Here is a 20794-nt window from a genome sequence, read left to right as displayed (position 1 = left end):
AGGCGGTCAGGGCGTAGGGCCGCCGTCGTTCTCCTCCTGGTGGTCGGCCCAGCGGTAGCTCTCCGGGAGCAGATCGGCGACGGGCACGGCGCGCAGCCGCTCACCCGTCCCGACGATGACGCGGATGTCCGGGAAGTAGTCGAGCATCATCTGGCGGCACCGGCCGCAGGGAGGGATCACCCCGCGACCGCGGTCGCCCACGGCGACCATCGTCACCAGGTCGTACGCGCCCTGGGCGGCCGCCGCGCCGATGACGACGAGTTCGGCGCAGGGGCCGCCGGTGAAGTGGTAGGCGTTCATCGCGGTGACGATCCGCCCGTCCCGGTCGCGGGCCGCCGCCGCCACGGTGTGGTTGTCACCCCGGCTGCGGGCGGCCGTCACCCGGGTCGCGGCCTGGACGAGGTCATGGTCGACGGAATGAGACGTGGTCATGTCCGGAGCTTGGCAGAGATGACCGGGGCCAGGCGGTCGGTGATGGTGCGGTGGCCCTTGTCGTTGGGGTGGACCGAGTCCGAGAGGTCGTCGGCGGCGAGCCAGCCGGTGGTGTCGACGTAGGAGGCCCTGGCGTCGCCGGAGGCGGTCACGGCGGTCTTGGTCTCGGTGCCGAACCGGCCGCTGAAGGTGCGCAGCGCGAAGATCCAGGCGTTCGGGTAGGCGGTGCGGACCTTGCGCAGCAGGCTCGCGTAGGACGCCTGGAACTGCGCCGGGGTCACCCCGCGGCCCACGTCGTTGGTGCCGAGGTTGATGACCACCGCGTTCGCCTGGTAGCGGGAGAAGTCCCAGTCGGGCGTGGCGGCGTTCGGGTTCAGCTTGGTGAACTGCTGCTCCAGGCTCATCCGGTCGTCCGCCGTGTCGACCAGAGCCGCGCCGCCCTGCGCGATCTGGGTGTGGTCGGCGCCGAGCCGTTCGCCGATGAGCCATCCGTAGGCGGTGCGGGCGTTCTGCGAGGTGGTGGTGGAGACCGTGATCGAGTCGCCGACGAATTCGATCAGGTTCTTCGGGGCCGGCGGGGTGAAGGTGGTGGCGCCGCTGTCCAGGGTCAGGCCCTGGAAGACCGCGTCACCGTGGTAGGAGCCCGCGATCACCTGGTAGTTGACCTGGAGGGTGTGGTTTCCGGCGGCGAGCGGGGCCGGGGTGAGGTTCACCGTGCCCTTGGCCTCGTCGTAGAAGGTGGCGGGGCCGCCGTCGATGCTGGCCCACAGGTCGATCGCGTTGCGCTGCTTGAGCTTGACGGTGCGGCCGGTGAAGCCGGTGCGGAAGTACGCGCCCGCCCAGTAGGGGGTGTAGGCGGTGGCCGAGCTCTCGGTGTCCCAGCGGCCGGTGAACCGGATGTTGGGGTCGCCCGGCTGGCCGGGCGCGGCGGCCTTCAGCGGCGCGGCGGCCTTGAGGGGCGCGGCGGCCTTGAGGGGCGCGGCGGCCTTGAGGGGCGTGGCGGCCTTGAGGGGCGTGGCGGCCTTGAGGGGCGTGGAGCCGAGCGCGGTGCCGAGCTTCGCGGCGATGATCGGGGCCAGCCGGTCGGCGAACTTGGTGTGCCCCGCCTCGTTGGGGTGGCCGTTGCCGTCCTCGTAGTCCGTTCCGTCGGTGAGCCAGCCGGTGGTGTCGACGTAGCTCACCTTGGCGTCACCGGCCGCGTTGCGCGCGCTCACGGCCGCCTTGGTCTCCGTCACATAGCGCTTCTTGAGGGTCTGGACGGCGAAGAGCGCCGCGTTCGGGTACTTCGCGCGGATGTCGCGGAGGAGACCGGTGTACGCGGACTGGAACTCAGGCCCCGTGACGCCGTGCCCGACGTCATTGGTGCCCAGGTTGATGACCACCGCACTGGCCTGGTAGCGGGAGAAGTCCCAGTTCTGGTCGCCGGTCGAGGCGGTCTTGAAGAACTGCGTGGCCAGCCCCGCACAGCCGTCCTTGCCGACCAGGCAGTAGCCCGAGCGGGCGATCTGGGTGTGGAGCATGCCCAGCCGCTCGCCGGTCTTCCAGCCGTACGAGTCCAGCGCGAGCCGGTCGGTGAGGGCGCCCGCGGTGATGGAGTCGCCCACGAACTCGATGAGCCCGGACGGGACGCGCGGGGCGACCGTGCCCGCGCCCGCGTCCAGGACCAGGCCCTGGAAGACGGTGTCGCCGGAGCGGTAGGAGACGCGGAGGGTGTGGGTGCCCTGGGGGAGCGGCTGGGGGGTGAGGGTGACGGTTCCCTTGACGCCCGCGTAGAAGACATCGGGGCCGCCGTCGACGCTCGCGTAGAAGTTCACCGCCTCCCGGGCCTTGACCTTCACGGTGGTGCCGGTGAACGCCGTCTGGAGGTAGCCGCCGGTCCAGTTGGGGACGGCGGCGGTGGCGGATCCGAGGTCCCAGCGGCCGGTGTAGACGATGTTGGGGTCGGTCACCGAGCCGTTCCCCGGGGCCGCCGCCCGTGCGGCGGAGGTGACGCCGAGGCTCAGCCCCACCGCGCAGAGCGACGCGGCCATGACAAGAACGAAGAGTCTGCGTAAGGAATGCGGGATCGATCGCATGGGGGTCCTCTCGGGGGAGGGAGTGGATGCCTGAGTGGGGTCCGGGAAGGGTCTGGGAGCGCTCCCAGGCATCGTGGCCCCACGATGGAAGCCTTGAATCGGTTCAACGTCAAGGTGTGCGGCGACAGTTACGATGTGAGCCATGGCGGAAACCGGTGGGGTGCGCGAAGTGAAGTCCGCGGGCCGCACCGTGGAACTGCTGGAGCTGCTCGCCGCGCGCGGCGACCAGCCGGCCCGGCTGCGCGAGCTCGCCGAGGAGCTCGGCGTCCCGCGCAGCAGTATGTACGCCCTCCTCAAGACCCTGATCGACCGCGGCTGGGTGCGCACCGACGTCACCGGCTCGCTGTACGGCATCGGCATCCGCGCGCTGCTCACCGGCACCAGCTATCTGGACAGCGATCCACGGGTGCGGGCGGCGCGGCCGTATCTGGACGAGGCGTCCGACGCGCTGGGCGAGACCATTCACTTCGCCCGGCTGGACGGCGGCGATGTCGTCTACCTCGCCACGCGGGAGTCGCATGAGTACCTGCGCCCCTTCAGCCGCGTCGGGCGGCGGCTCCCGGCCCATGTGGGGGCCCTGGGGAAGGCGCTGCTCGCCGAGCGGATCGACGGTGAACTCCCCTTGATGAGCGAGGTATTGGAGCAGGCGACGCCCAACACCCACCGCACCCGCGCCTCGCTCCTGGCCGATCTGAAGCGGGTGCGGGAGCGGGGCCACGCCATCGACCGGGAGGAGGGGGTCCTGGGCATCGTGGGCTTCGGGTTCGCCCTGCGGTACGACGTTCCGGCGATGGACTCGATCAGCTGCTCGGTGCCGACAGCCCGGCTGACGGAGGGGCGGGAGGAGCGGATCGTCGCGGTGATGCGGGAGATCCGGGCGAAGATCGAGGCGGTTGTGCCGAGGGGGAGCGGCACGGGGCCGCAGTGGCGCCCGTAGGCCCGGTTCCGCGCGGTGTTGGGCCCCGGTTCCGCGCGGTGTCAGGCCCGAGGTCCGCGCGGTGTCAGGCCCCGGTTCCGCACCGCGTCAGGCCCAGCCCCGTTGGGCGGCGCGGACGCCCGCCTGGAAGCGCCCGGCGGCGGCGAGGCGGAGCTGGAGGTCGCTGACACGGCGGCGCAGGGTGCGCAGGCTCACACCGAGGTGACGGGCGATGGCCTCGTCCTTCATGCCCGCCGCCAGCAGGCCGATCAGCCGGCGGTCCGCCGCGCTGAGCTCCTCGGCACCGTCGTCCGGCGTACCGCTCAGCGGGGTCCCCTGCTGCCAGAAGGTCTCGAAGAGCGTCTGGAGGGCGTCGGTGAGGGCGGAGTGCCGCACGATCACCGCGCAGTAGGCCGGACCGGCGTCCGCGCTGGTCAGTGGCAGCATCGCGGTGCGGCGGTCGACCACCAGCAGCTTCATGGGGACGGTCGGCAGCACCCGGGCCTGTTCGCCGAGCGCGACCATGCCCTCCGCGTACGCCAGCAGGTCGGGGGACTCCAGCGAGGTGACGGAGTACACGGTGCGGTAGGCGACCCCACGGCGCAGCACCTCGCTCTGGAGGTCCAGCTGTGGGGTGAGCGGGGCGAGGTAGGGCGGGGAGTCGAAGAGGCAGACCTCGTGTTCGGCGCGGGCGTACAGCTCCTCCAGCCGGGCGGCGTTGGCGCTCTCGCCGCGTACGACCTCGACGAGCGAGGACGGCTCGGCGCGCAGCAGCCCGGCGGCGTAGATCTTGGCCATGTCGTCGGCGGTGGCGGCGAGCAGGTCGGATTCGCTCTCGCGCTTGCGGATGAGGGCCCGTACGGCGATACGGGGGTCGACGGGCCGCAGTCCCCCGGTGGAGTCGGGGGCCTGGATCAGGCCGAGGCGGAGCAGCCGGGCGCAGGCGCGGCGTACCCGCGGCGGGGAGGCGCCGAGCAGCCGCGACCAGCCGGTGATGCCCGCCTCGGGCTGGTGGAGGATCGCGTGGTACAGCGCTTCGTCGAAGTCGGAGACCCCTGCCGCGGCCCAGGGGCTCGGGCTCGTGGCAGGGGTCTCGTCGGATGCGGATACGGATGCTCTGCTGTCCACTGGCGGCGACTCCAGCGCGTCGATGCAACGATGCGATCAACGGCACGCTAGACGTTGTTCGTTACCGCCGAAGGAAGGCTTTCGGCCTACTTCAGGCCATATGCGCGAATGACCGTTTGATCGATTCGATTGCCGTCCGCGTCGGCGGCCTGGACGCGCAGGCTGACGAAGCCGTTGGTGGCGCCGAGCGGGGGATGGCCGACCGCGGCCCGGTAGCCCGTGCCGGAGCGGGTGAGCTCGACCTTCTTCCAGGTCGTGCCGTCGTCGTAGGACGCCCATGCCTTCGCCCCGGTGAGCTTCGCGGCGTCAGCGCCCTCCTGGTGGCGAAGGGTCAGGCCGAAGCCGAACTTTCGCCCTGCCTTGGTCTGGCCGAGCAGGTCCACGCCGAGGTCGTAGTCGATGGAGAGCAGGGGGAGGGCCGTCGCCTGTGCGGTGTGCGCGGAGGCGAAGTCCCACTGTGTCGTGGTCCTGGTCGAGTACGCCGACCAGTCGGCCTTTCGCCGGGCGTCGATCGTCAGCCGGTACGCGGCCTTCTCGGCGGGCACCTGGAAGGTGCCGGAGCCGTACGGGGCCTCGCCGACCGGCTTGCCGTCCGCGTACAGGCTGGTCTTCACCGCGTCGATGCCGTCCTTGGCCGCGCCCGCGGAGCCGTAGTGTCCGGTGCCCGAGTCGGAGAACTCCGGTATGGCGACGGAGAGTTGGTCACCCTCGCGCTCCGAGGTGCCGAACTCGGCGGCGGTGGTGGGCCGGATGACGGGCGACAGCCAGTCCACCGTCTCCTTCGTCCCGGGCGCATAGGTCCGCAGCGGCGACCACTGCCGTCCGGCGCCGTCGTAGTCCTGCATCGCGGTGCGCCAGACGCGGGTGTCGGGGTCGGCGCTGTAGTACTCGGTGCGCTGGGTGCCGAGTGTCACCTCGGCCTTCTGTTCCACCGAGAACAGCTGGTAGGGGCGGAAGGTGTGGGTGGCCTCGGCACCGAGGTGTTCCTTCGCGGGGCCGTGGTAGCGGGCGGTGACCTTGTGGGTGGTGCGGCTGTTGATGGGGTACGTGAGGTCCTCGCCGATGGCGTCCCGCTCGGGCAGGACCACGTCGTACAGGTACGGGCTGTCGGCCGAGCCGCCCAGCTCGATGGTCACTCCCTTGGGTTGGCCGTCCAGCAGGTTGAGCAGCTTGTCGCCCTCTTCGCCGGGTACGGACATGGCCGGGATGGTGGCGCTGTCGACCGCCGTGAGCCACAGGCCGAGCGTGGTCTTGCGATAGACGAGGACGTAGGCGGCGCCCGCCTTGGTGGCGTTGATGACCGCTTCGTCGGGCCATCCGTCGGGTTCGAGGCCCACCAGCACGGCCTTGCCCTTCACGTCCAGGCCCTCGAAGTCCTCGGGCGTACCGGCCCCGGCGGACACCAGCCGCACCTTCCGCTTACCGTCGATCTTGACGGGCCAGCCGGTGTACGTGTCCACGTACTGCGGGCTGAGCGCGACCCGCTCGGGACTGGTGACGCTCGCGGTCAGCTTCGTCTTCTCCAGCCGCCACCGGCTGTAGAACTCGAAGAAGCCCTTGGTGACCTTCTCGGTCGGCGCCGCGTAGATGTGTTTCCTCCACTTGCCCATGGAGTAGGTCAGGCCGAAGGAGCTGCCGCCCTTCAGCTCCCGGTGCCAGGAGGTGATCACGCCCTGGGGCTCGGGGTCCTTCTCCTTCGTCTGTGGCTTGATCTCGACGGCCTTGCGGGCGTCGAGGGTGAGGGAGGTGTCGCCCGTCAGCTCGATCTCCGGATCGCCGACGACGCTCGTCGCGATCTCGTGCTTCCCGCTGTCGAGCACCGGGATCCAGGTGGCGAGGGAGTATGTGCCGGCCGGGAGCTGGAAGGAGTCGGAGCCGAGCAGGTACCCGAACTGGTTCTGGCTGGCGTCGCTGAGCTCCTGGAGGGTGTAGAGCGCGCTCGGCGCCTGGTTGCCCTCCCGATCCAGCAGCGTGACCTTGAGGTCGTAGAGCTTCTCGGCCTTCTCGTAGGCGACGGCCGTGGTCACCTTGACCGTGCCGCCCGCGCCGTCGTCGCCGGTGGCGGTGATGTATCCGGCGTGGCGGCCCGCTTTCGCCTTGGCCGGGTCGACGGTGACCAGGGCCTTCACCTCGCCGTTCGCGGGCACGGTCACGGTGTCGGTGCCGAGGGTCAGGGAGTCGTCGCCGACCGAGGACGCCAGCTTCAGCGTCACCGGCTTGTCGGTGGCGTTGGTGTACTTGATGGCCTTGGGGTCGGCCTTGTCGGCGTCGTACGCGTACTGGCCGTAGTTGAGGACCGGGGTCCCGAAGACGTTCTGGGTGGCCGCGCGCGGCACGTCGACCCGGCCGTCGCCCTGGGTGAACGGGCCGTCCGCCGCGCTGGTCTTCGCGGTGCTGGCCAGGGCGTCCTTGATCTGCCGGCCGGTCCAGTCGGGGTGGACCTCCGCGACGATCGCAGCCGCGCCCGCGACATGCGGCGTGGCCATCGAGGTGCCGCTCGACGTGGTGTACAGGTCGTTGACGGGGGTGCCCATGGCCGTACCGGCCGCACGGGCCGCCGTGATGTTCACGCCGGGCGCGGTGATGTCGGGCTTGATCGCGTAATCCCCGGCGCGCGGCCCGCGGCTGGAGAAGGTCGCCCACTTGTCGGACTTGTCGACGGCGCCGACGGTGAGGGCCGAGTCGGCGATGCCGGGGGTCTCCACGGTCCCTTCGAACGGGCCGGAGTTGCCCGCCGCGATCACGAACAGCGCCCCGGAGGACGCCGACAGCTGGTCGACCGCCTCGCTCAGCGGATCCGAGGGGCCGGACGCCGTGCCGCCGAGCGACATGGAGATGATCTTGGCATCGGAGGCGGCGGCCCACTCCATGCCCTCGATGATCCACGACGAGTAGCCCTCGCCCGCGTCGTTCATCACCTTGCCGACCAGCAGCTTCGCGCCCGGCGCGACGCCCTTGTACTTTCCGTCGGACCCGGCGCCGCTGCCCACGATGGTGTCGGCCACATGGGTGCCGTGGCCATGGCCGTCCTTGACGGTCTGGTCCGGGACGAAGCTCTTGGAGTCGGCGACGGCGTCCTTGACGTCCGGATGCGTGGCGTCGATGCCGGTGTCCAGCACGGCGACCTTGACGCCCTTGCCGTCGTGTCCGGCCTTCCACATCTCCGGGGCGCCGATCTGCGGAACGCTGACGTCGAGCGACGCTTTGACCTTTCGGTCCAGCCAGAGCTTCCGTAACCCCTTGTCGCGGCTGACGTCGGCCCAGAAGTCCGCCGCGTCGGCCTTCCTGGCGCTGAGCGCCGCACCGTCCACGCTGGTGAGGGCGAGGGTCTTGCGCGCGCCCTCGGGGGTCGGGTGCGCGCCGTCGGCGCGGTAGGTGGCGATGACCGGGATCGAGTCGGTCTTCCGGTCGTCGTAGCCCTGCTTCACCAGCTGGGTGATGTTGAACAGGCCCGCGTCGACCCGGCCCTTGGACATCAGCCGGAGCGCGTCCACGGGTACGACGCTGATTTCCTTGTCCTGCTGGGTGGTCACGAACTCCGCCGACTCGCGGCCCGGCGCCCGCTGCACCTCCACGGCGTACTTTCCGTCGGCGCCGGTGGTGACGCTGACCGTGTCGCCGGTGATCAGGGTGACCGTGTGCTGCTGCGTACGGACCGGTGGGGCCTCCGCGGCGGCCTGGGCCGGCCGCCCGCTGGCCACCGGGGCGGCCATGGCGCCCATCACACCGGCGGCGCCCACCACAGCCAAGAAGCGACGCAATCTTCGCATCGGCTGGCTTCCTCCCTCATCGCATCCGACTCTCCTGTCGGAAGGTGCGATCAGAGTGGTGGCCGCGAGCGGATGTGCTCAAGGGAATCCTGTGGCCGGGGCGTGCCAATGCCCTGAATGGCCACAGGAGTTGGGGAACAGCAGGGGAGTGCGGCGGTGTGTCGGGGGTGGTGCCGCTCGATCATGCCTGCTCGATCATGCCTGCTTGGTCATGTCTGCTTGATCATGTCCGCGCACTTCTCACCGATCATCATCGTCGTGATGCACGGATTGACGGCGATCAGATACGGCATCGCCGAGCCGTCCGCCACCCGCAGCCCCGTCACCCCCTTGACCCTCAGCCGCGGATCCAGCGGGGCGTCCGGGTCGTCGGGCGCGCCCATCCGCACGGTGCACGCTGGGTGGTAGCCGGTGTTGTGGGTCGCGCGGACGTAGTCGGCCAGCTCGGCGCCGCTGTTCACATCGGGTCCGGGGGCCAGTTCGGCGCCCGCCCACATGGCCAGCGCGGGCCGGGCGGCGATCTTGCGTGCCAGCAGCAGACCGCGGGTCATGAGGTCCATGTCGTAGGGGTCGGTGAAGTAGCGGGGATCGACGCGCGGCTTGTCGCGGAAGTCGCGGGTGGCCAGCCGCACGGTGCCCCGGGAGCGGGCCCGGGTGACGTTCGGGGTGAGGCAGAAGGCGTTCTCCGAGGTGGGGTAGCCACGGCGGTAGGTGTTCAGGTCGAACGGCGTCGCGCCGTAGTGGAACATCAGGTCCGGGCGGTCCAGATCGGGCTCGGTGGCGGTGAAGATGCCGATCTCCCACCACTGGGTGGAGCTTCTGATCATGGGCTGCTCGGCGTTCCACATGATGACGCCCTCGGGGTGGTCCTGGAGGTTGCCACCGACTCCGGGGGAGTCCACGACCACCTCCACCCCCGTCTCCCGCAGATGCCCGGCCGGGCCGATCCCGGAGAGCATCAGCAGCTTCGGGGTGTCGATGGCGCCGCAGGAGACGATGACCTCGCGCCGGGCGTGCACCGTGAGGGTGTGGATCAGATCGGGGGAGAGGTAGTCGACCCCGGTGCAGCGCCGGTCCTCGTCCAGGACCAGCCGTCTGGCCTGGAGTTCGGTGCGCACCTCCAGATTGGGCCGGGAGTCCATGACGGGGTGGAGATAGGCCACCGAGGCGGAGCAGCGGGTGCCGTCCTCACGGGCGTTGATCTGGAACCAGTGGGCTCCGCGCACCACCGTCGTCCCGGTGTTGAACGGGGTGCTGGGGATGCCCACCTCCTCGCAGGCCGCGAGCACCGCCCTGCCGCACGGGTCCTCGGGCGGCACGGTGCGGATCCGGACCGGGCCGCCGCGGCCGTGGTGGTCGCCGGGCGCGTCGTTGTCCTCCAGGCGCCGGAAGAGCGGGAGGCAGTCGGCGGCCGACCAGCCGTCCAGGCCCATGGCGGCCCATTCGTCGAGGTCCTCGGCGGGGGCCCAGAAGGCGATGCAGGAGTTGTGCGAGGAGCAGCCGCCGAGCACCTTGGCGCGGGCGTGGCGCAGAAAGCTGTTGCCCTTCTCCTGCGGTTCGACCGGATAGTCCCAGTCGTAGCCGGAGCCCAGCAGCCCCATCCAGCGGTTCAGCCGCAGCACGTTGTCGTCCCCGACGTCCGACGGGCCCGCCTCCAGCAGACAGACGCTCACCGAGGGGTCCTCGGACAGCCGGGACGCGACCACCGATCCGGCCGTACCACCGCCGACCACCACGTAGTCGAACTGGTCCACGGGCCTCTCCTCACGTCCTCACGGGGCGGTGGCGGCCGCGTGTTCGGCGAGCACACCCGTACGGGCCCGCTGGACGAACCAGTAGTAGGTGAAGCCGCCCAGCGCGACCGCGCCGAGGAACAGGACCGCGCCGCAGCACAGATACCAGGGCTGCGGTGAGTTGAGGGGCCGCCGGTCCGCGGTGGCTTGGGCGGTCACCCGTTCGGGTGGGTCTGCCGGATCACGAAGTGAGGTACGAACGATGACGCTACGTTGTCGACATGATGACACCAAGTGAAGCCGACGAGGCCGGGCGCGCCCGGTACACGTACCGGCTTCGCGTGTCGTCGACCGCCCGTACGGCGCTGCTGGCGGAATGGGACCGGTGCCGGTGGATCTGGAACGAGTGTGTCGCCAAGTCCAAGGCCATTCACCTGCGCAACAACAGCACGGGTGAGAAGCGGACGTGTGGCCCGGCGCAGCTCGACGGGATGCTGACTGAGGCGCGGGAGCGTACGCCGTGGTTGCGGGAGGGTTCCAGTGTTCCGCAGCAGCAGGTGATCCGGGACTTCGGCAGGTCCCGTGCCAAGGCGTCCAAGGACATCCGGGAGCGGCTGCCGCACGTCGAGCACGGCCGCAAGGCCCGGGCCAGGCTGACCCGGTACGACCGGATGATGGCCCGCCGCAGACCGAGGAAGGGGCAGGCCACCTCGAAGGGCTACCGCGAGGCGAAGACGTGGCGGGCGAAGACCTACGCGAAGATCGCCCGGCAGCGGCAGGAGACCGGCCGCAAGTGGGCGAAGAAGGTGGTGACCGACCACGATGCCATTGCCGTCGAGGACTTCGAACCGAGGTTTCTGGCCAGGTCCTCGATGGCGCGTAAGGCGGCGGACGCCGCTATCAGCGCCACGAAGAGGGCTCTGATCGAGATGGGCCGCAAGCACGGGCGGGACATCCGTCTGGTGCATCCCGCGCACACCACCATGGACTGCGCATCGTGCGGAGCGAGAACCAAGCACGCACTGCCGCTGTCCGAACGCATCTACACCTGCACCGTGTGCGGAGCTGTTTCTCCCAGAGACAAGAACTCCGCCCACGTGATGCGGGCAGGTCTGAACCCGGCTGGTGCCGAGGGCGTAAGACCTCCGGGTGCGCTGCTCCCGGAGGCAGCCTGAGCCAGGAATCCCCTCCCATCAGGGAAGGGAGCGGTCAATCGAACCACCGTTGGGGACGGGGCGCGGTGTTGCGCCAGATGTGCTTGAGCTCCTGGTACTCGTGCAGCCCCGACGGGCCCAGCTCCCGGCCGAAACCGGACTGCTTCATCCCGCCCCACTCGGCCTGCGGGACGTACGGATGGAAGTCGTTGATCCATACGGTCCCGGCCCGCAGCCGGGACGCCACCCGGTGCGCCTTCTCGGTGTCCTGCGTCCACACCCCGCCCGCCAGGCCGTACACCGTGTCGTTGGCGAGCGCCACCGCCTCGTCCTCGTCCCGGAACCGCTCCACGGTGAGCACCGGGCCGAACGACTCGTCCTGCACCACCGACATGTCCGGGGTGCAGTCGTCCAGCACCGTCGGCAGGTAGTAGAAGCCCTTCGCCAGGTCCGGGTCGTCGGGCGGGGTCCCGCCGCAGCGCAGCACCGCGCCCTCGTCGACCCCCGCCGCCACATAGTCGGCGATCTTCTGGCGGTGCTCGGCGGAGATCAGCGGCCCGGCGCGGGCGTTCTCGTCGAACGGCCCGCCCAGCCGGATGTTCCGGGCCCGATGAACGATCTCGTCGACGAACGCGTCATGCACCTGCTCCTGGACCAGCAGCCGGGCACCGGCCGAGCACACCTGCCCGGAGTGCAGGAACACCGCCGTGAGCGCGTAGTCCACCGCGGTGTCGAAATCGCAGTCGGTGAAGACGATATTGGGGTTCTTGCCGCCCAGCTCCAGGGCCAGCCTCTTCACCGTGGGCGCGACGGCCGACATGATCCAGCGGCCGGTGACCACTCCGCCGGTGAAGGACACCATGTCCACGCGTTCGTCCGTGACCAGCGGCGCGCCCGCGGTGGCCCCCGAGCCCAGGATCAGATTGGCGGCCCCGCCCGGCAGCCCGGCCTCGGTCAGCAGCCGCATCAGATGGATCGCGGTGTGCGGGGTCAGTTCGCTGGGCTTGAGGACGAAGGTGTTCCCGGCCGCCAGCGCGGGCGCCACCTTCCAGGCCGTCTGCAACAGCGGGTAGTTCCACGGCGTGATCAGCACACACACCCCGACCGGCTCGTGCACCACCCTGCTGTCGATCTCCGGACTGCCCACCTCCACCACGCGGCCGCCGCTCCCGGAGGAGGCGAGGGTGCCGAAGTAGCGGAAGCAGTTCGCGATGTCGTCGAGGTCGTACTCGCTCTCGACCAGCCGCTTCCCGGTGTCCAGGGACTCGGCGCGGGCGAGCGTCGGCTTCTCGCGCTCCAGCAGCTCGGCCACCCGCAGCAGCACCCCGCCCCGGTCACCGGCCGGGGTACCGGGCCACGATCCGCGGTCGAAGGCGTCCCGGGCGGCCGCCACCGCCGCGGCGGCGTCATTCGGCCCCGCCTCGTCGACCACCGCGACCAGCGAGCCGTCCGCCGGGCAGCGGATCTCGCGGCTGTGTCCGTCGAGGGCGGTCGTCCAGTGGCCGCCGATGAACAGCTCCGGCATGGGTTCCTCCGGGCTCGGACGACAGGGACGGTCCCGAGTGGATCCATCGACGCACCCGTCCGGCCCACACACCGAGCGTAAGCGGCGCCGGTCCCCCTCGCACGGCGTGGGGAGGGCGCGGGCGCGGTGGGGTGCGGGTGGGCGTGGGCGTGGCGGGGACGCGAGGGGGTGGGGTGGGGTGGGGTGGGGTGGGGTGGGGATGCGAGCGGGCGCGGTGGGACGCGAGCGAGCGCGGCCGGGCGCGAGGGGCCGGGGCGATGGGTGTCCCGGGAAACCTTCTTGCGGCGGGACGTGTGACCGGACGTGTGAGCGGCACAATCCCTGGCATGGTCAACGCGTCCGAAGCCCACCGCGGCCCCGAAGCCCACAGCGGCCCCGAGCCTCCCCGCGCTCCCCAAGCCGACGGGGCTCCCGAAGCCGACGGGGCTCCCGAAGCCGACGGGGCTCCCGAAGCCGACGGGGCTCCCGAAGCCGACGGCGGCTCCGAAGCCCACGGTGTCCCCGATCCCCGCCGGGCCCTCGCCGACGAGCTGCTCGCCGCCCTCGATCCGCTGCCCTTTCCGCGCCGGATGCGCGAGCTGGCCGGGCGGGCGCGGGCGGCCAGTGCCCAGGGGCGGCTGGGCGCGCTGATCGAGGAGTTGGAGCGGCGCGGGACGTACGAGCGGCGGCTGGCGGCCGTGGCCGCGGCCGCCGGCGGGCGCACCGGTCATCTCGCGGCGCGGCTCGCCGACCCGGACCCCGTGGTGCGGCACCGCGCCCTCGACACCGCACGCCGCGGCGGCCCCGGCGCGGTCCCGGACGACGCGCTGGAGGCGGCCTTCGAGGACGCGCCCGCCACCGTACGGCGCGAACTGGCGCGCACCGTCGTGGCCGGGCGGCGCACCGCGCTCGCGGACCGGCTGATCGAGCCGTTCCGGGAGCGCTGGGGCGACGGCGAGGCCGCCCGACTGCTTCCCGGATGCGGCGCCGAGACCGTGGTGCGGCTGCTGCCGGGGCTGTTCCACGCCGTCCGCGGCTGGCGGTCCCTCGTCTCCCGGCATCCCCTCGCCGTCCTGGACGAGGCGGCGCGTCAGCTCGCCGCGCTGCCCGCGCCGCTGCGCGCCGACTGGTGGACCCGCTACGCGCCCTGTGTCGCGCTCGCCGCGCCCGTCGAGCCCGAGCGGGTGCTGGAGCTGCTGGAGGACTACGTCCAGGGCCCGCTGCCGACCCCCGTACGGGCCCGGCTGTCCGCGCTGGTGGCCGCCGATCCGAGCGGTACGCTGCGGCTGCTGCTGGCCCCCGAGCACAGCGGCACCCGGCGGCGGCTGGACCGGGCCGTGCTGCGCCGGATCGTCCGCGCCGACCCGCCCGAGCTCGCCGAACTGGGCCGGGCCCTGCGGCACGACGCGGACCCCGACGCCCTCGCCCGCCTGCTGGCCGCACTGCCGCCCGCCCGCCGCTCAGCGTTCTACGATCAGGCCACGTACGACCAGTCCAGCGGCGATCGGGCCACGTACGGCCGGGCCACTGGCGACCGGGTCACCGGCGATGGGGCCACCGGCGATGGGGCCACGTACGGCCGGGCTACCGGCGATCAGGCCACGTACGGCCGGGCCACTGGCGATCGGGCCATCGGCGATGGGGCGACCGGCGATCGGGCCATATACGGCCAGGCCACTGGCGATCGGGCCATCGGCGATGGGGCGACGTACGGCCAGGCCACCGGTGATCGGGCCATCGGCGATGGGGCGACCGGCGATCGGGCCATGTACGGCCAGGCCACTGGCGATCGGGCCACCGGCGATGGGGCCACGTACGACCAGGCCACTGGCAACCGGGCCACCGGTGACCGGGCCACGTACGGCCAGGCCACCGCCGATCGGGCCACCGCCGATCGGGCCATCGGCGATGGGGTCATCGGCGATCGGGCCACGTACGGCCGGGCCACCGGCGATCAGGCCACGTACGGCCGGGCCACTGGCGATCGGGCCACCGGCGATGGGGCGACGTACGGCCAGGCCACCGGTGATCGGGCCATCGGCGATCGGGCCATGTACGGCCAGGCCACTGGCGACCGGGCCACGTACGACCCGGCCACGTACGGCCAGCCCACCGGCGACCGGGCCACCGACGATCAGGCCGCGTACGGCCAGGCCGCGTACGGCCAGGCCGCGTACGGCCAGGCCGCGTACGGCCAGGCCGCCCACGACCAGGCCACCGGCGGACGCGACGCCGCCTACGCCGCCCACGCCGCCCACGCCGTCATCGAGCCCGCCGTGCTCGAGGTCCTGCCGCGCCCCCGCCGCCAGGCCGAGGCCCGCCGGATGGCCGCCCAGGCGCGTGAGCGCGGCGCGCCCTGGACCACCGTGCTGGAGTCGGTGGCCCATCTGCCGGTCGAGGAGGCGCGCGAGGAGCTGGGGGCCGCCGTGCGCCGCTCCTCGGCCGAGGACCGCGCCCTGGCCCATCCGCTGCTGATCCGGTGCGTCGCCCGCTCCGCCGACCCGGACGCCCTCACCGAGCTGCTGCGCCTGCTGGAGCGGCTGCGCAACGAGCAGGACCCGGTGCGCTCCGCGGCGCTCGGCGCGCTCGCCCACACCCATCCCGCGCTGTTCACCGACGACGCCGCCGAGCACCTGGACCGGATCGCCGCCGACGCGATCTCCGCCCGCGACTCGTCCGCCGCCACCCGCCAGGCGCTGCGCCAGCTGGCCGTGGCGCTGCTGCGCGAACACGCCGTCACCGGGCGGCGGCAGCTGCTGGGCTGGGCGCTGCGCACCCTCACCCGGCTCGCGGGCAGTGTCGGCCCCGCCGACCTGGGCCGCCTCGACCATCAGCTGCGGCGCGGCCAGGAGCAGGCGGTGTTGGAGGCGCTGCGGCCCTGGCTGGAGGCGGGCGCCGAGCGGGTCGACCACGAGCTGACCTTCGCCCTCGCCCGCTCCCTCGGACGGCGCGCCCACACCCTCCCCGAGCTCCAGGAACTCCTCTGGCAGGCCATCTCGTTCGGCAGCGACACGACGGCCCGCACCGCCATCGGGCTGTGGCTGGAACCACCGGCCGAGCGGGACGCCCGCGTGGCCGAGCTGCTCGCGCACGAGCCCTCGGCGGCCGTGCTGCCGCCCGTCCTGGCGGTGCTGACCCGCCGTCGCACCGATCTGCTCGACCTCGTCCTCGGCGACACCCCGCCGTACGGGCGCTTTCTGACCCCCGGCACCCACTGGACCCCGCCCACCGGGCGGGACACCGGCCGCTGGCTGCCCCGTCAGCAGGCCGCCGCCGCCCGCGTCCTGGACCGGGCCGCCGCCGACACCTCCCTGCGGCCGGGGCAGCGGGCGACCGCCGTCGCCGACGCCGCGCCGATCCCCGGCCACGGCGCCGCCACCGTCCGGACCTGGACGGACACCGACGATGTGGTCCTGGCCGAGGCCGCGCTCGCCGCCCTCGCCCGCACCGACCGCCCCGGCGAGGCCCTGCCCGCCCTGCTCGCCCACGCGGGCGACGACCGGGCCCGGGTGGCGATGTACGCGGCCACCCGAGCGTCCCGGTACGTCGAGCCGTCGCGGCTGGGACGGCTGGTGCGCGGGGTGCTCGCCCCGGACGGGGTCGCCACCGCCGTACCGCCCGTCCCCGCGAAGGTCACCAGCCGTAAGGAGGCCGTCCGGCTCGCCGCCACCCTGCTCCCGGTGGCCGACGCCGCCGCGCTGCTCGCCGACGCCTTCGAACTGCCCGGCCAGCACCCCGATGTGCAGGCCGCCTGTGTCGCCTTCGCCACCGGGCTGCTCGACACCAAACGCGCCTGGGAGCTGCTGACCGCCGCCGCGAGCGGACGGCGCGAGCTGCGCCACGCCGTGCTGCGCACCCGCCCGCTGGACCTCCCCGAGCCCCACCGCGGCCGCTACGCCCAGCTCATACGCGCCGTCTGCGACACCGACGACCCCGAGGTGGCGGCGGCCGGGTACGGGGCGCTGGCCCGCTGGTCGCCGTGGGCGCCGGACGCGGCGGCCGTGCTGGTGGCGGCCGTCACCGACCTGGGCAACCGGGCGAGCTGGCGGCCCGCCGCCGACGCCCTGCTGGACCTGATGGCCGCGGCGCCTGACGGTTCGCCCGGTGACAACCCCTTGGCCTGGGCGCTCGCCGCGCTCGCCACCGCCGACGCCCGGCCCGGCGGCCCCGACGCCGAACCGGACCGGGACCGCCCCGCGCACCGCCGCATCCGGCACCTCGCCGACCGGCTCGCCACCCGGGCCCGGATGCGGCCCCGGGTGACCCGGCGCACCGCGCGGGCCGCCGGTGAACTCCTCGCCGGATACGAGACGTTCGTCCAGGAGGCCGCCCATGTGCTGGTGAACGCCCTCGACCTGGACTCCCGCCCCGGCCCGCTGACCGCCGCCCTCGCCCGTCTCGCCCGGCTGCACACCACCCGCCCCGCGCTCGCCGTCCGTACCGCCGACGCCCTGCGCCGACGGCTGAACACCGCCATGCGGCCGGGCTCCGACGCGGCCCTGATGCGCGCCGCGCGGGAGCTCGACGAGGACGGCGGCCACGCCTCCGGGCTGTTCGCCGCGACCCTTACGGAGGTGGCCGGGGCCCGTACGGAATGGGCGGAGCCCTGGCGGGAGCGGCTGCGCACGCTGCGCGGCCATCCGCACGCGGATGTGCGGGACGCGGCGCTGCGGCTGACGACGGCGGTGGAGTGAGACGGCGGTGTGGCCGGGGGCGCGGGGGCGTGGGAGGCCCGAGGTCCGGGGGTCGCGGGGCCCCGGGGCCTGGGGTCCGGGGGTCCCGGGGCCCCAGGGGTCAGTCGCTCTTGTGCCAGGTGCCGTTGGTGTAGTCGTAGGCGTAGGCCGGGCGCCCCTTGACGCTGCTGGTGCGGAACGGCGAGCCGTGGTCGTCGATCCGCACCGTCCCCGAGCGGCCGCCGCTCGACCAGTCCAGCTCCAGGTACCAGCTGCAGTCGCAGCCCGCCGTCCGGGCGTTGACCAGCAGCACCTCCGGGTCCGAGGCCGAGACGCGGTAGGGGAAGTGGACGGCGGGGATCGGCTTGCCCGCGTCATTGCCGTCCGTGGGGCGGGCCAGCGGACGGGCGGCGTCCAGATTCACCGCGAAGGCGCGCGGGGTGAGGGAGCCCCCGCAGCCGTTGTCCATGGCGAACGACGACCACGCGAGCGGGGTGTGGCGGCCCACGACCCGTACGTGCAGGGCTTGCAGGACGACGGCCGACGAGGCCCGGCCCTGCACCGTGACCTCCACATTGGTGGTCCCGCCGTGCACCGCGTCATGGGCGGCGGCCCATGTCGGGGCGTCCTGCTCGGTGGGCGGCGGGGCGACCTGGGTCGGGGGCCGGTCGATGAGATAGCGGTGGCCGCAGCCGTTCTCCCAGACATGGGAACGGGTGGAGAGGGTGAGCGGGACCTGGGTGGATCCGCCGTGGTCCGTCCCCTTGGTCGCGCCGGGCGTCGGCGAGCCGGAGGCGTCCCCCTTGGCCCTCTGCTCCTTACCGCCGCGTTCGCCCTTCCCGTCGTCGCCGCGCGGCGCGCCGGACTCCTTGTCGCCGTCCGTCTTCTGACGGTCCAGATGGCCTCGGGCGGTCGGCCCGGCGGGCGGGGTGGAGGTGGGCGCGGCGGAGGGAGGCACGGCCGCGGTGTCCTTACGGCCGTCCTCCCCGGGCGGCCGCACCTCGACCGCCGTAACGGCGAGCACGACAACGGCGGCGGCCCCGGCGAGCAGCGCCCACGGCCGCCGTGCGCGTGAGGCTGTGGCGGTGGCGGCGTCCGTGGCGCTTGCCGCCACGGCCCGCAAACGGGCCCGCTTGGCGGGCGGGGGGTCGGTTTTGCCTGTGGGCGTGGGTCCGGTCTTGCCGGTGGCCGTGCGTTCGCCCTTGGCTGTGGGTGCGGATTTGGCCGTGGCTGCTAACCCGGCCTCGGCCGTGAGCGCGCCGGGCGGTTGGGCCCGGTCGCCGTCGGTCCGGTCGCCGTCGTCCTGGTCGGTGGCGTCGCCGTGCTGGTGGGGGTTGCCGTCCTGGTGCGCGGCCGACCCGCGGTGCGTGGCGTCACGGGCCTGTGCCGACCGGTCCGAGCCGGTGTCGCCTCCGGGGCGGCCCGGTGCGGGGTCGGCCACGGCGGACGCGTGCTGTGCGGCCGGGTGGGCGTCGGGCATCGGAGCGGCCCTCGACGCGTCGGCCGGGCTGGCGGTGTCGTGTCGCTCCTCTGGTCGCTCATCGGCTGCCGCGCCCGGCTGAGCGTCGCGCGAGCGCGCACCGGCCTCCGGCCCGCTACCGCTGTCTCCGGCCGGGCCGGTGGTCGTGGCCGCATCCGGGTGAGGGTCGGTCACCGGGCCCGAGCCGGACGTGGCGACGCCCGCCTCCCGGCGGTCGGCGGCCAAGGGCGCGGCGGGCCCCGAGGCGGCGGGCGCCGTGGTGGTCCCGGACGCGTCCGACGCGGCGTCGGTGCCTCGTACGTCGGCCGAGTGCCGCGGCGCACCGTCACCGGACCGGGCGTTCCTCCCTCGCACCGCGCTGTCCGCGGCCGGGCCGTCGGCCGCGTCCTCGCCCCCGCGCGGAGCCGACATCGCACTCTCGCGCGCGCGGCGCTTCGCGGCGTCCGCGAGGATCCAGCGGCGGTGGAGGGCGACCAGCTCCTCCGGGGTGGCGCCGCACAGCCGGGCGAAGCGTTCGACGGGGGCGTAGTCCGCCGGGACCGCGTCGCCGTTGCAGTAGCGGTGCAGCGTGGACGTGCTGACGTGCAGTCGTGTGGCCAGCGAGCCGTAACTGCGGCCCGAGCGCTCCTTCAGCGCCCGCAGTCTCTCGGCGAAATCCTCGACCTCTTTGGCGTTCCCCACGCCCACCACCCCCCAATATCGTCCCCGGCACCGCGAGTCGTTCCGTGGGCGTCCCACGAGCGCGTTCCAGGGTGTTGTCATACCCCCAAGTCAGCGTACGTGCAGGCGTTCCAGCGTCCCGAATGCCCCGCCGGTCGTAGCCGCCACGGCCAGGTGGCGCACACGCTTGTCCTGCCGCCGCGACCTCCAGGTGCGACGGCGACATGCTGAAACCCTGAGATCGGGAAGAGACGGGGAAACACCTCATGCGCAAGCCCACGCACTCATTCCGCGGCGCCGCGCCCGGCGTCGTGGCAGCGGCCGCGATCATGGCCGTGGCCGGGACCGGTCCGGCCCTGGCCCATGCACCGCAGGCCCAGGCCCAGGCCCACGCCCACGCCCAGACCCAGGCGGCGGTGCCCCAGCGCACCCCCGGCCACCTCGTGCCGAGGGAGCTCCCGCCGCATCCGAGCTCCGACTGGTACGCGAGTGATGTCACCAAGGGCCTGCCCGAGACCCCTCCGTTCTGCGTGGAGAAGACCTTCCCGTCGGCCGGGGCGACCCACCGCACCTTCTGGACCGAGTACGACACCGGCGCCACCCAGATCGTGGTCAGGACCGGCACGGTGGAGGCGGCCCGCAAGCTCGCCGCCGCGGCCGAGAAGAAGATCCGGAACTGCGCCGCCGACTGGGAGAGCCAGTTCCCGGAGGGCACCGCCTCATGGCGGGACTACGGCGCCCTGACGGCCGAGGACGGCGCCCATGTCTACGGCGTCCACACCTCGTACCCGGACTCGGAGCCCGGCATCCACCTCTTCGGCGTCGGCCGCGACGGCCGGACCGTCACCGTCGTGACGTGGGGCGAGATGGGCGGCTACGACCAGGCACCGCTGGCCGACTTCAAGCGCACCGCCACGACTGCCGTGGTCAAGCTGTACCACCCGTGAGCAGGGTCTGACGGGGGTCCTTACGGGGCGCACGGGGGTGCGGCCCGAGGGGGGCTGACGGGGGCTGACTGGCGTGACACGGCCTGAGGAGGCCGACGGGGGACGGGGCCGTGGCCCAAACGGGGCCGACGGGGGGTGACGTGGCCCGGGGCCTGACGTGGCCCGGGGCCTGACGTGGCCCGGGGCCGACGGGGGCGGCCGAGGGGCTGTCGGGGGACGCGGCCCGAGGGGGCTGTCGGGGGACGGGGGACGTGCCCCGACGGGGACGCGGGCCCGAGCGGGTCAACGGGGGTGATGCCGCTCGGGGCCGAGGGAGAGGGGG

12 protein-coding genes are annotated in these 20794 nt (G+C 73.1%); 4 read left to right on the top strand and 8 right to left on the bottom strand.

Annotation, left to right across the window (positions count from 1 at the left end; genetic code table 11):
* Positions 1 to 6: 6 nt before the first annotated feature.
* Complete coding sequence (locus ACFXB5_RS25925; RefSeq protein ID WP_385211945.1) at positions 7 to 432, bottom strand: cytidine deaminase family protein; 426 nt, start codon at positions 430 to 432, stop codon at positions 7 to 9.
* Positions 429 to 2507, bottom strand: a complete 2079-nt coding sequence (locus ACFXB5_RS25920; protein WP_385211943.1) for a GDSL-type esterase/lipase family protein — start codon at positions 2505 to 2507, stop codon at positions 429 to 431. The genes ACFXB5_RS25925 and ACFXB5_RS25920 overlap by 4 nt, the downstream gene beginning before the upstream one ends.
* A 142-nt stretch (positions 2508 to 2649) precedes the next feature.
* On the opposite strand from ACFXB5_RS25920, the gene ACFXB5_RS25915 reads away from it, so the two are divergent.
* Complete coding sequence (locus ACFXB5_RS25915) at positions 2650 to 3444, top strand: IclR family transcriptional regulator (protein WP_385211941.1); 795 nt, start codon at positions 2650 to 2652, stop codon at positions 3442 to 3444.
* An 87-nt stretch (positions 3445 to 3531) separates the two neighbouring features.
* Here ACFXB5_RS25915 and ACFXB5_RS25910 read toward each other — a convergent pair whose 3' ends face one another.
* The 4 genes from ACFXB5_RS25910 to ACFXB5_RS25895 all read right to left on the bottom strand — a co-directional run bounded on the left by ACFXB5_RS25910 (position 3532) and on the right by ACFXB5_RS25895 (position 10273).
* The gene (locus ACFXB5_RS25910) at positions 3532 to 4551 is read right to left on the bottom strand and encodes a helix-turn-helix transcriptional regulator (protein WP_385211939.1); all 1020 of its coding nucleotides are present in this window, start codon (positions 4549 to 4551) and stop codon (positions 3532 to 3534) included.
* A gap of 86 nt (positions 4552 to 4637) precedes the next feature.
* The gene (locus ACFXB5_RS25905; RefSeq protein WP_385211937.1) at positions 4638 to 8321 is read right to left on the bottom strand and encodes a S8 family serine peptidase; all 3684 of its coding nucleotides are present in this window, start codon (positions 8319 to 8321) and stop codon (positions 4638 to 4640) included.
* A 209-nt stretch (positions 8322 to 8530) separates the two neighbouring features.
* Complete coding sequence (locus ACFXB5_RS25900; protein WP_385211935.1) at positions 8531 to 10075, bottom strand: GMC family oxidoreductase; 1545 nt, start codon at positions 10073 to 10075, stop codon at positions 8531 to 8533.
* A gap of 18 nt (positions 10076 to 10093) precedes the next feature.
* Positions 10094 to 10273 (bottom strand): hypothetical protein, encoded by a 180-nt coding sequence (locus ACFXB5_RS25895; protein WP_385212000.1) that lies wholly within the window; start codon positions 10271 to 10273, stop codon positions 10094 to 10096.
* A 62-nt stretch (positions 10274 to 10335) separates the two neighbouring features.
* Here ACFXB5_RS25895 and ACFXB5_RS25890 point away from each other — a divergent pair, with 62 nt between their 5' ends.
* On the top strand, positions 10336 to 11229 hold the full coding sequence (locus ACFXB5_RS25890; protein ID WP_385211933.1) for an RNA-guided endonuclease InsQ/TnpB family protein: 894 nt from the start codon (positions 10336 to 10338) through the stop codon (positions 11227 to 11229).
* A gap of 34 nt (positions 11230 to 11263) precedes the next feature.
* On the opposite strand, the gene ACFXB5_RS25885 is transcribed toward ACFXB5_RS25890, so the two are convergent.
* On the bottom strand, positions 11264 to 12733 hold the full coding sequence (locus ACFXB5_RS25885) for an aldehyde dehydrogenase family protein (RefSeq protein ID WP_385211931.1): 1470 nt from the start codon (positions 12731 to 12733) through the stop codon (positions 11264 to 11266).
* Between the two features lie 326 nt (positions 12734 to 13059).
* Here ACFXB5_RS25885 and ACFXB5_RS25880 point away from each other — a divergent pair, with 326 nt between their 5' ends.
* Complete coding sequence (locus ACFXB5_RS25880; protein ID WP_385211929.1) at positions 13060 to 17406, top strand: hypothetical protein; 4347 nt, start codon at positions 13060 to 13062, stop codon at positions 17404 to 17406.
* Between the two features lie 100 nt (positions 17407 to 17506).
* Here ACFXB5_RS25880 and ACFXB5_RS25875 read toward each other — a convergent pair whose 3' ends face one another.
* The gene (locus tag ACFXB5_RS25875; RefSeq protein WP_385211927.1) at positions 17507 to 19546 is read right to left on the bottom strand and encodes a helix-turn-helix domain-containing protein; all 2040 of its coding nucleotides are present in this window, start codon (positions 19544 to 19546) and stop codon (positions 17507 to 17509) included.
* A gap of 245 nt (positions 19547 to 19791) precedes the next feature.
* Between ACFXB5_RS25875 and ACFXB5_RS25870 the strand changes: the two genes are divergently transcribed.
* Positions 19792 to 20472 carry a hypothetical protein gene (locus ACFXB5_RS25870; protein ID WP_385211925.1) on the top strand — a complete coding sequence of 227 codons (681 nt, stop codon included), beginning with the start codon at positions 19792 to 19794 and terminating at the stop codon, positions 20470 to 20472.
* The last annotated feature ends 322 nt before the right edge of the window (positions 20473 to 20794 follow it).

Origin of the sequence: Streptomyces sp. NPDC059455, from assembly GCF_042750115.1 — a bacterium.
In the GTDB taxonomy this organism is placed as follows: Bacteria; Actinomycetota; Actinomycetes; order Streptomycetales; family Streptomycetaceae; genus Streptomyces; species Streptomyces endocoffeicus.
The sequence above is the reverse complement of the archived record's forward strand: the minus strand, read 5'-3'. Positions and strand labels throughout refer to the sequence as shown.

Excerpts from the sequence above, each read along its gene's own strand:
- ACFXB5_RS25925 (WP_385211945.1), bottom strand. The coding sequence starts at position 432 with ATGACCACGTCTCATTCCGTCGACCATGACCTCGTCCAGGCCGCGACC.
- ACFXB5_RS25920 (WP_385211943.1), bottom strand. The coding sequence starts at position 2,507 with ATGCGATCGATCCCGCATTCCTTACGCAGACTCTTCGTTCTTGTCATG.
- ACFXB5_RS25915 (WP_385211941.1), top strand. The coding sequence starts at position 2,650 with ATGGCGGAAACCGGTGGGGTGCGCGAAGTGAAGTCCGCGGGCCGCACC.
- ACFXB5_RS25905 (WP_385211937.1), bottom strand. The coding sequence starts at position 8,321 with ATGCGAAGATTGCGTCGCTTCTTGGCTGTGGTGGGCGCCGCCGGTGTG.
- ACFXB5_RS25890 (WP_385211933.1), top strand. The coding sequence starts at position 10,336 with ATGATGACACCAAGTGAAGCCGACGAGGCCGGGCGCGCCCGGTACACG.
- ACFXB5_RS25885 (WP_385211931.1), bottom strand. The coding sequence starts at position 12,733 with ATGCCGGAGCTGTTCATCGGCGGCCACTGGACGACCGCCCTCGACGGA.
- ACFXB5_RS25880 (WP_385211929.1), top strand. The coding sequence starts at position 13,060 with ATGGTCAACGCGTCCGAAGCCCACCGCGGCCCCGAAGCCCACAGCGGC.
- ACFXB5_RS25870 (WP_385211925.1), top strand. The coding sequence starts at position 19,792 with ATGCGCAAGCCCACGCACTCATTCCGCGGCGCCGCGCCCGGCGTCGTG.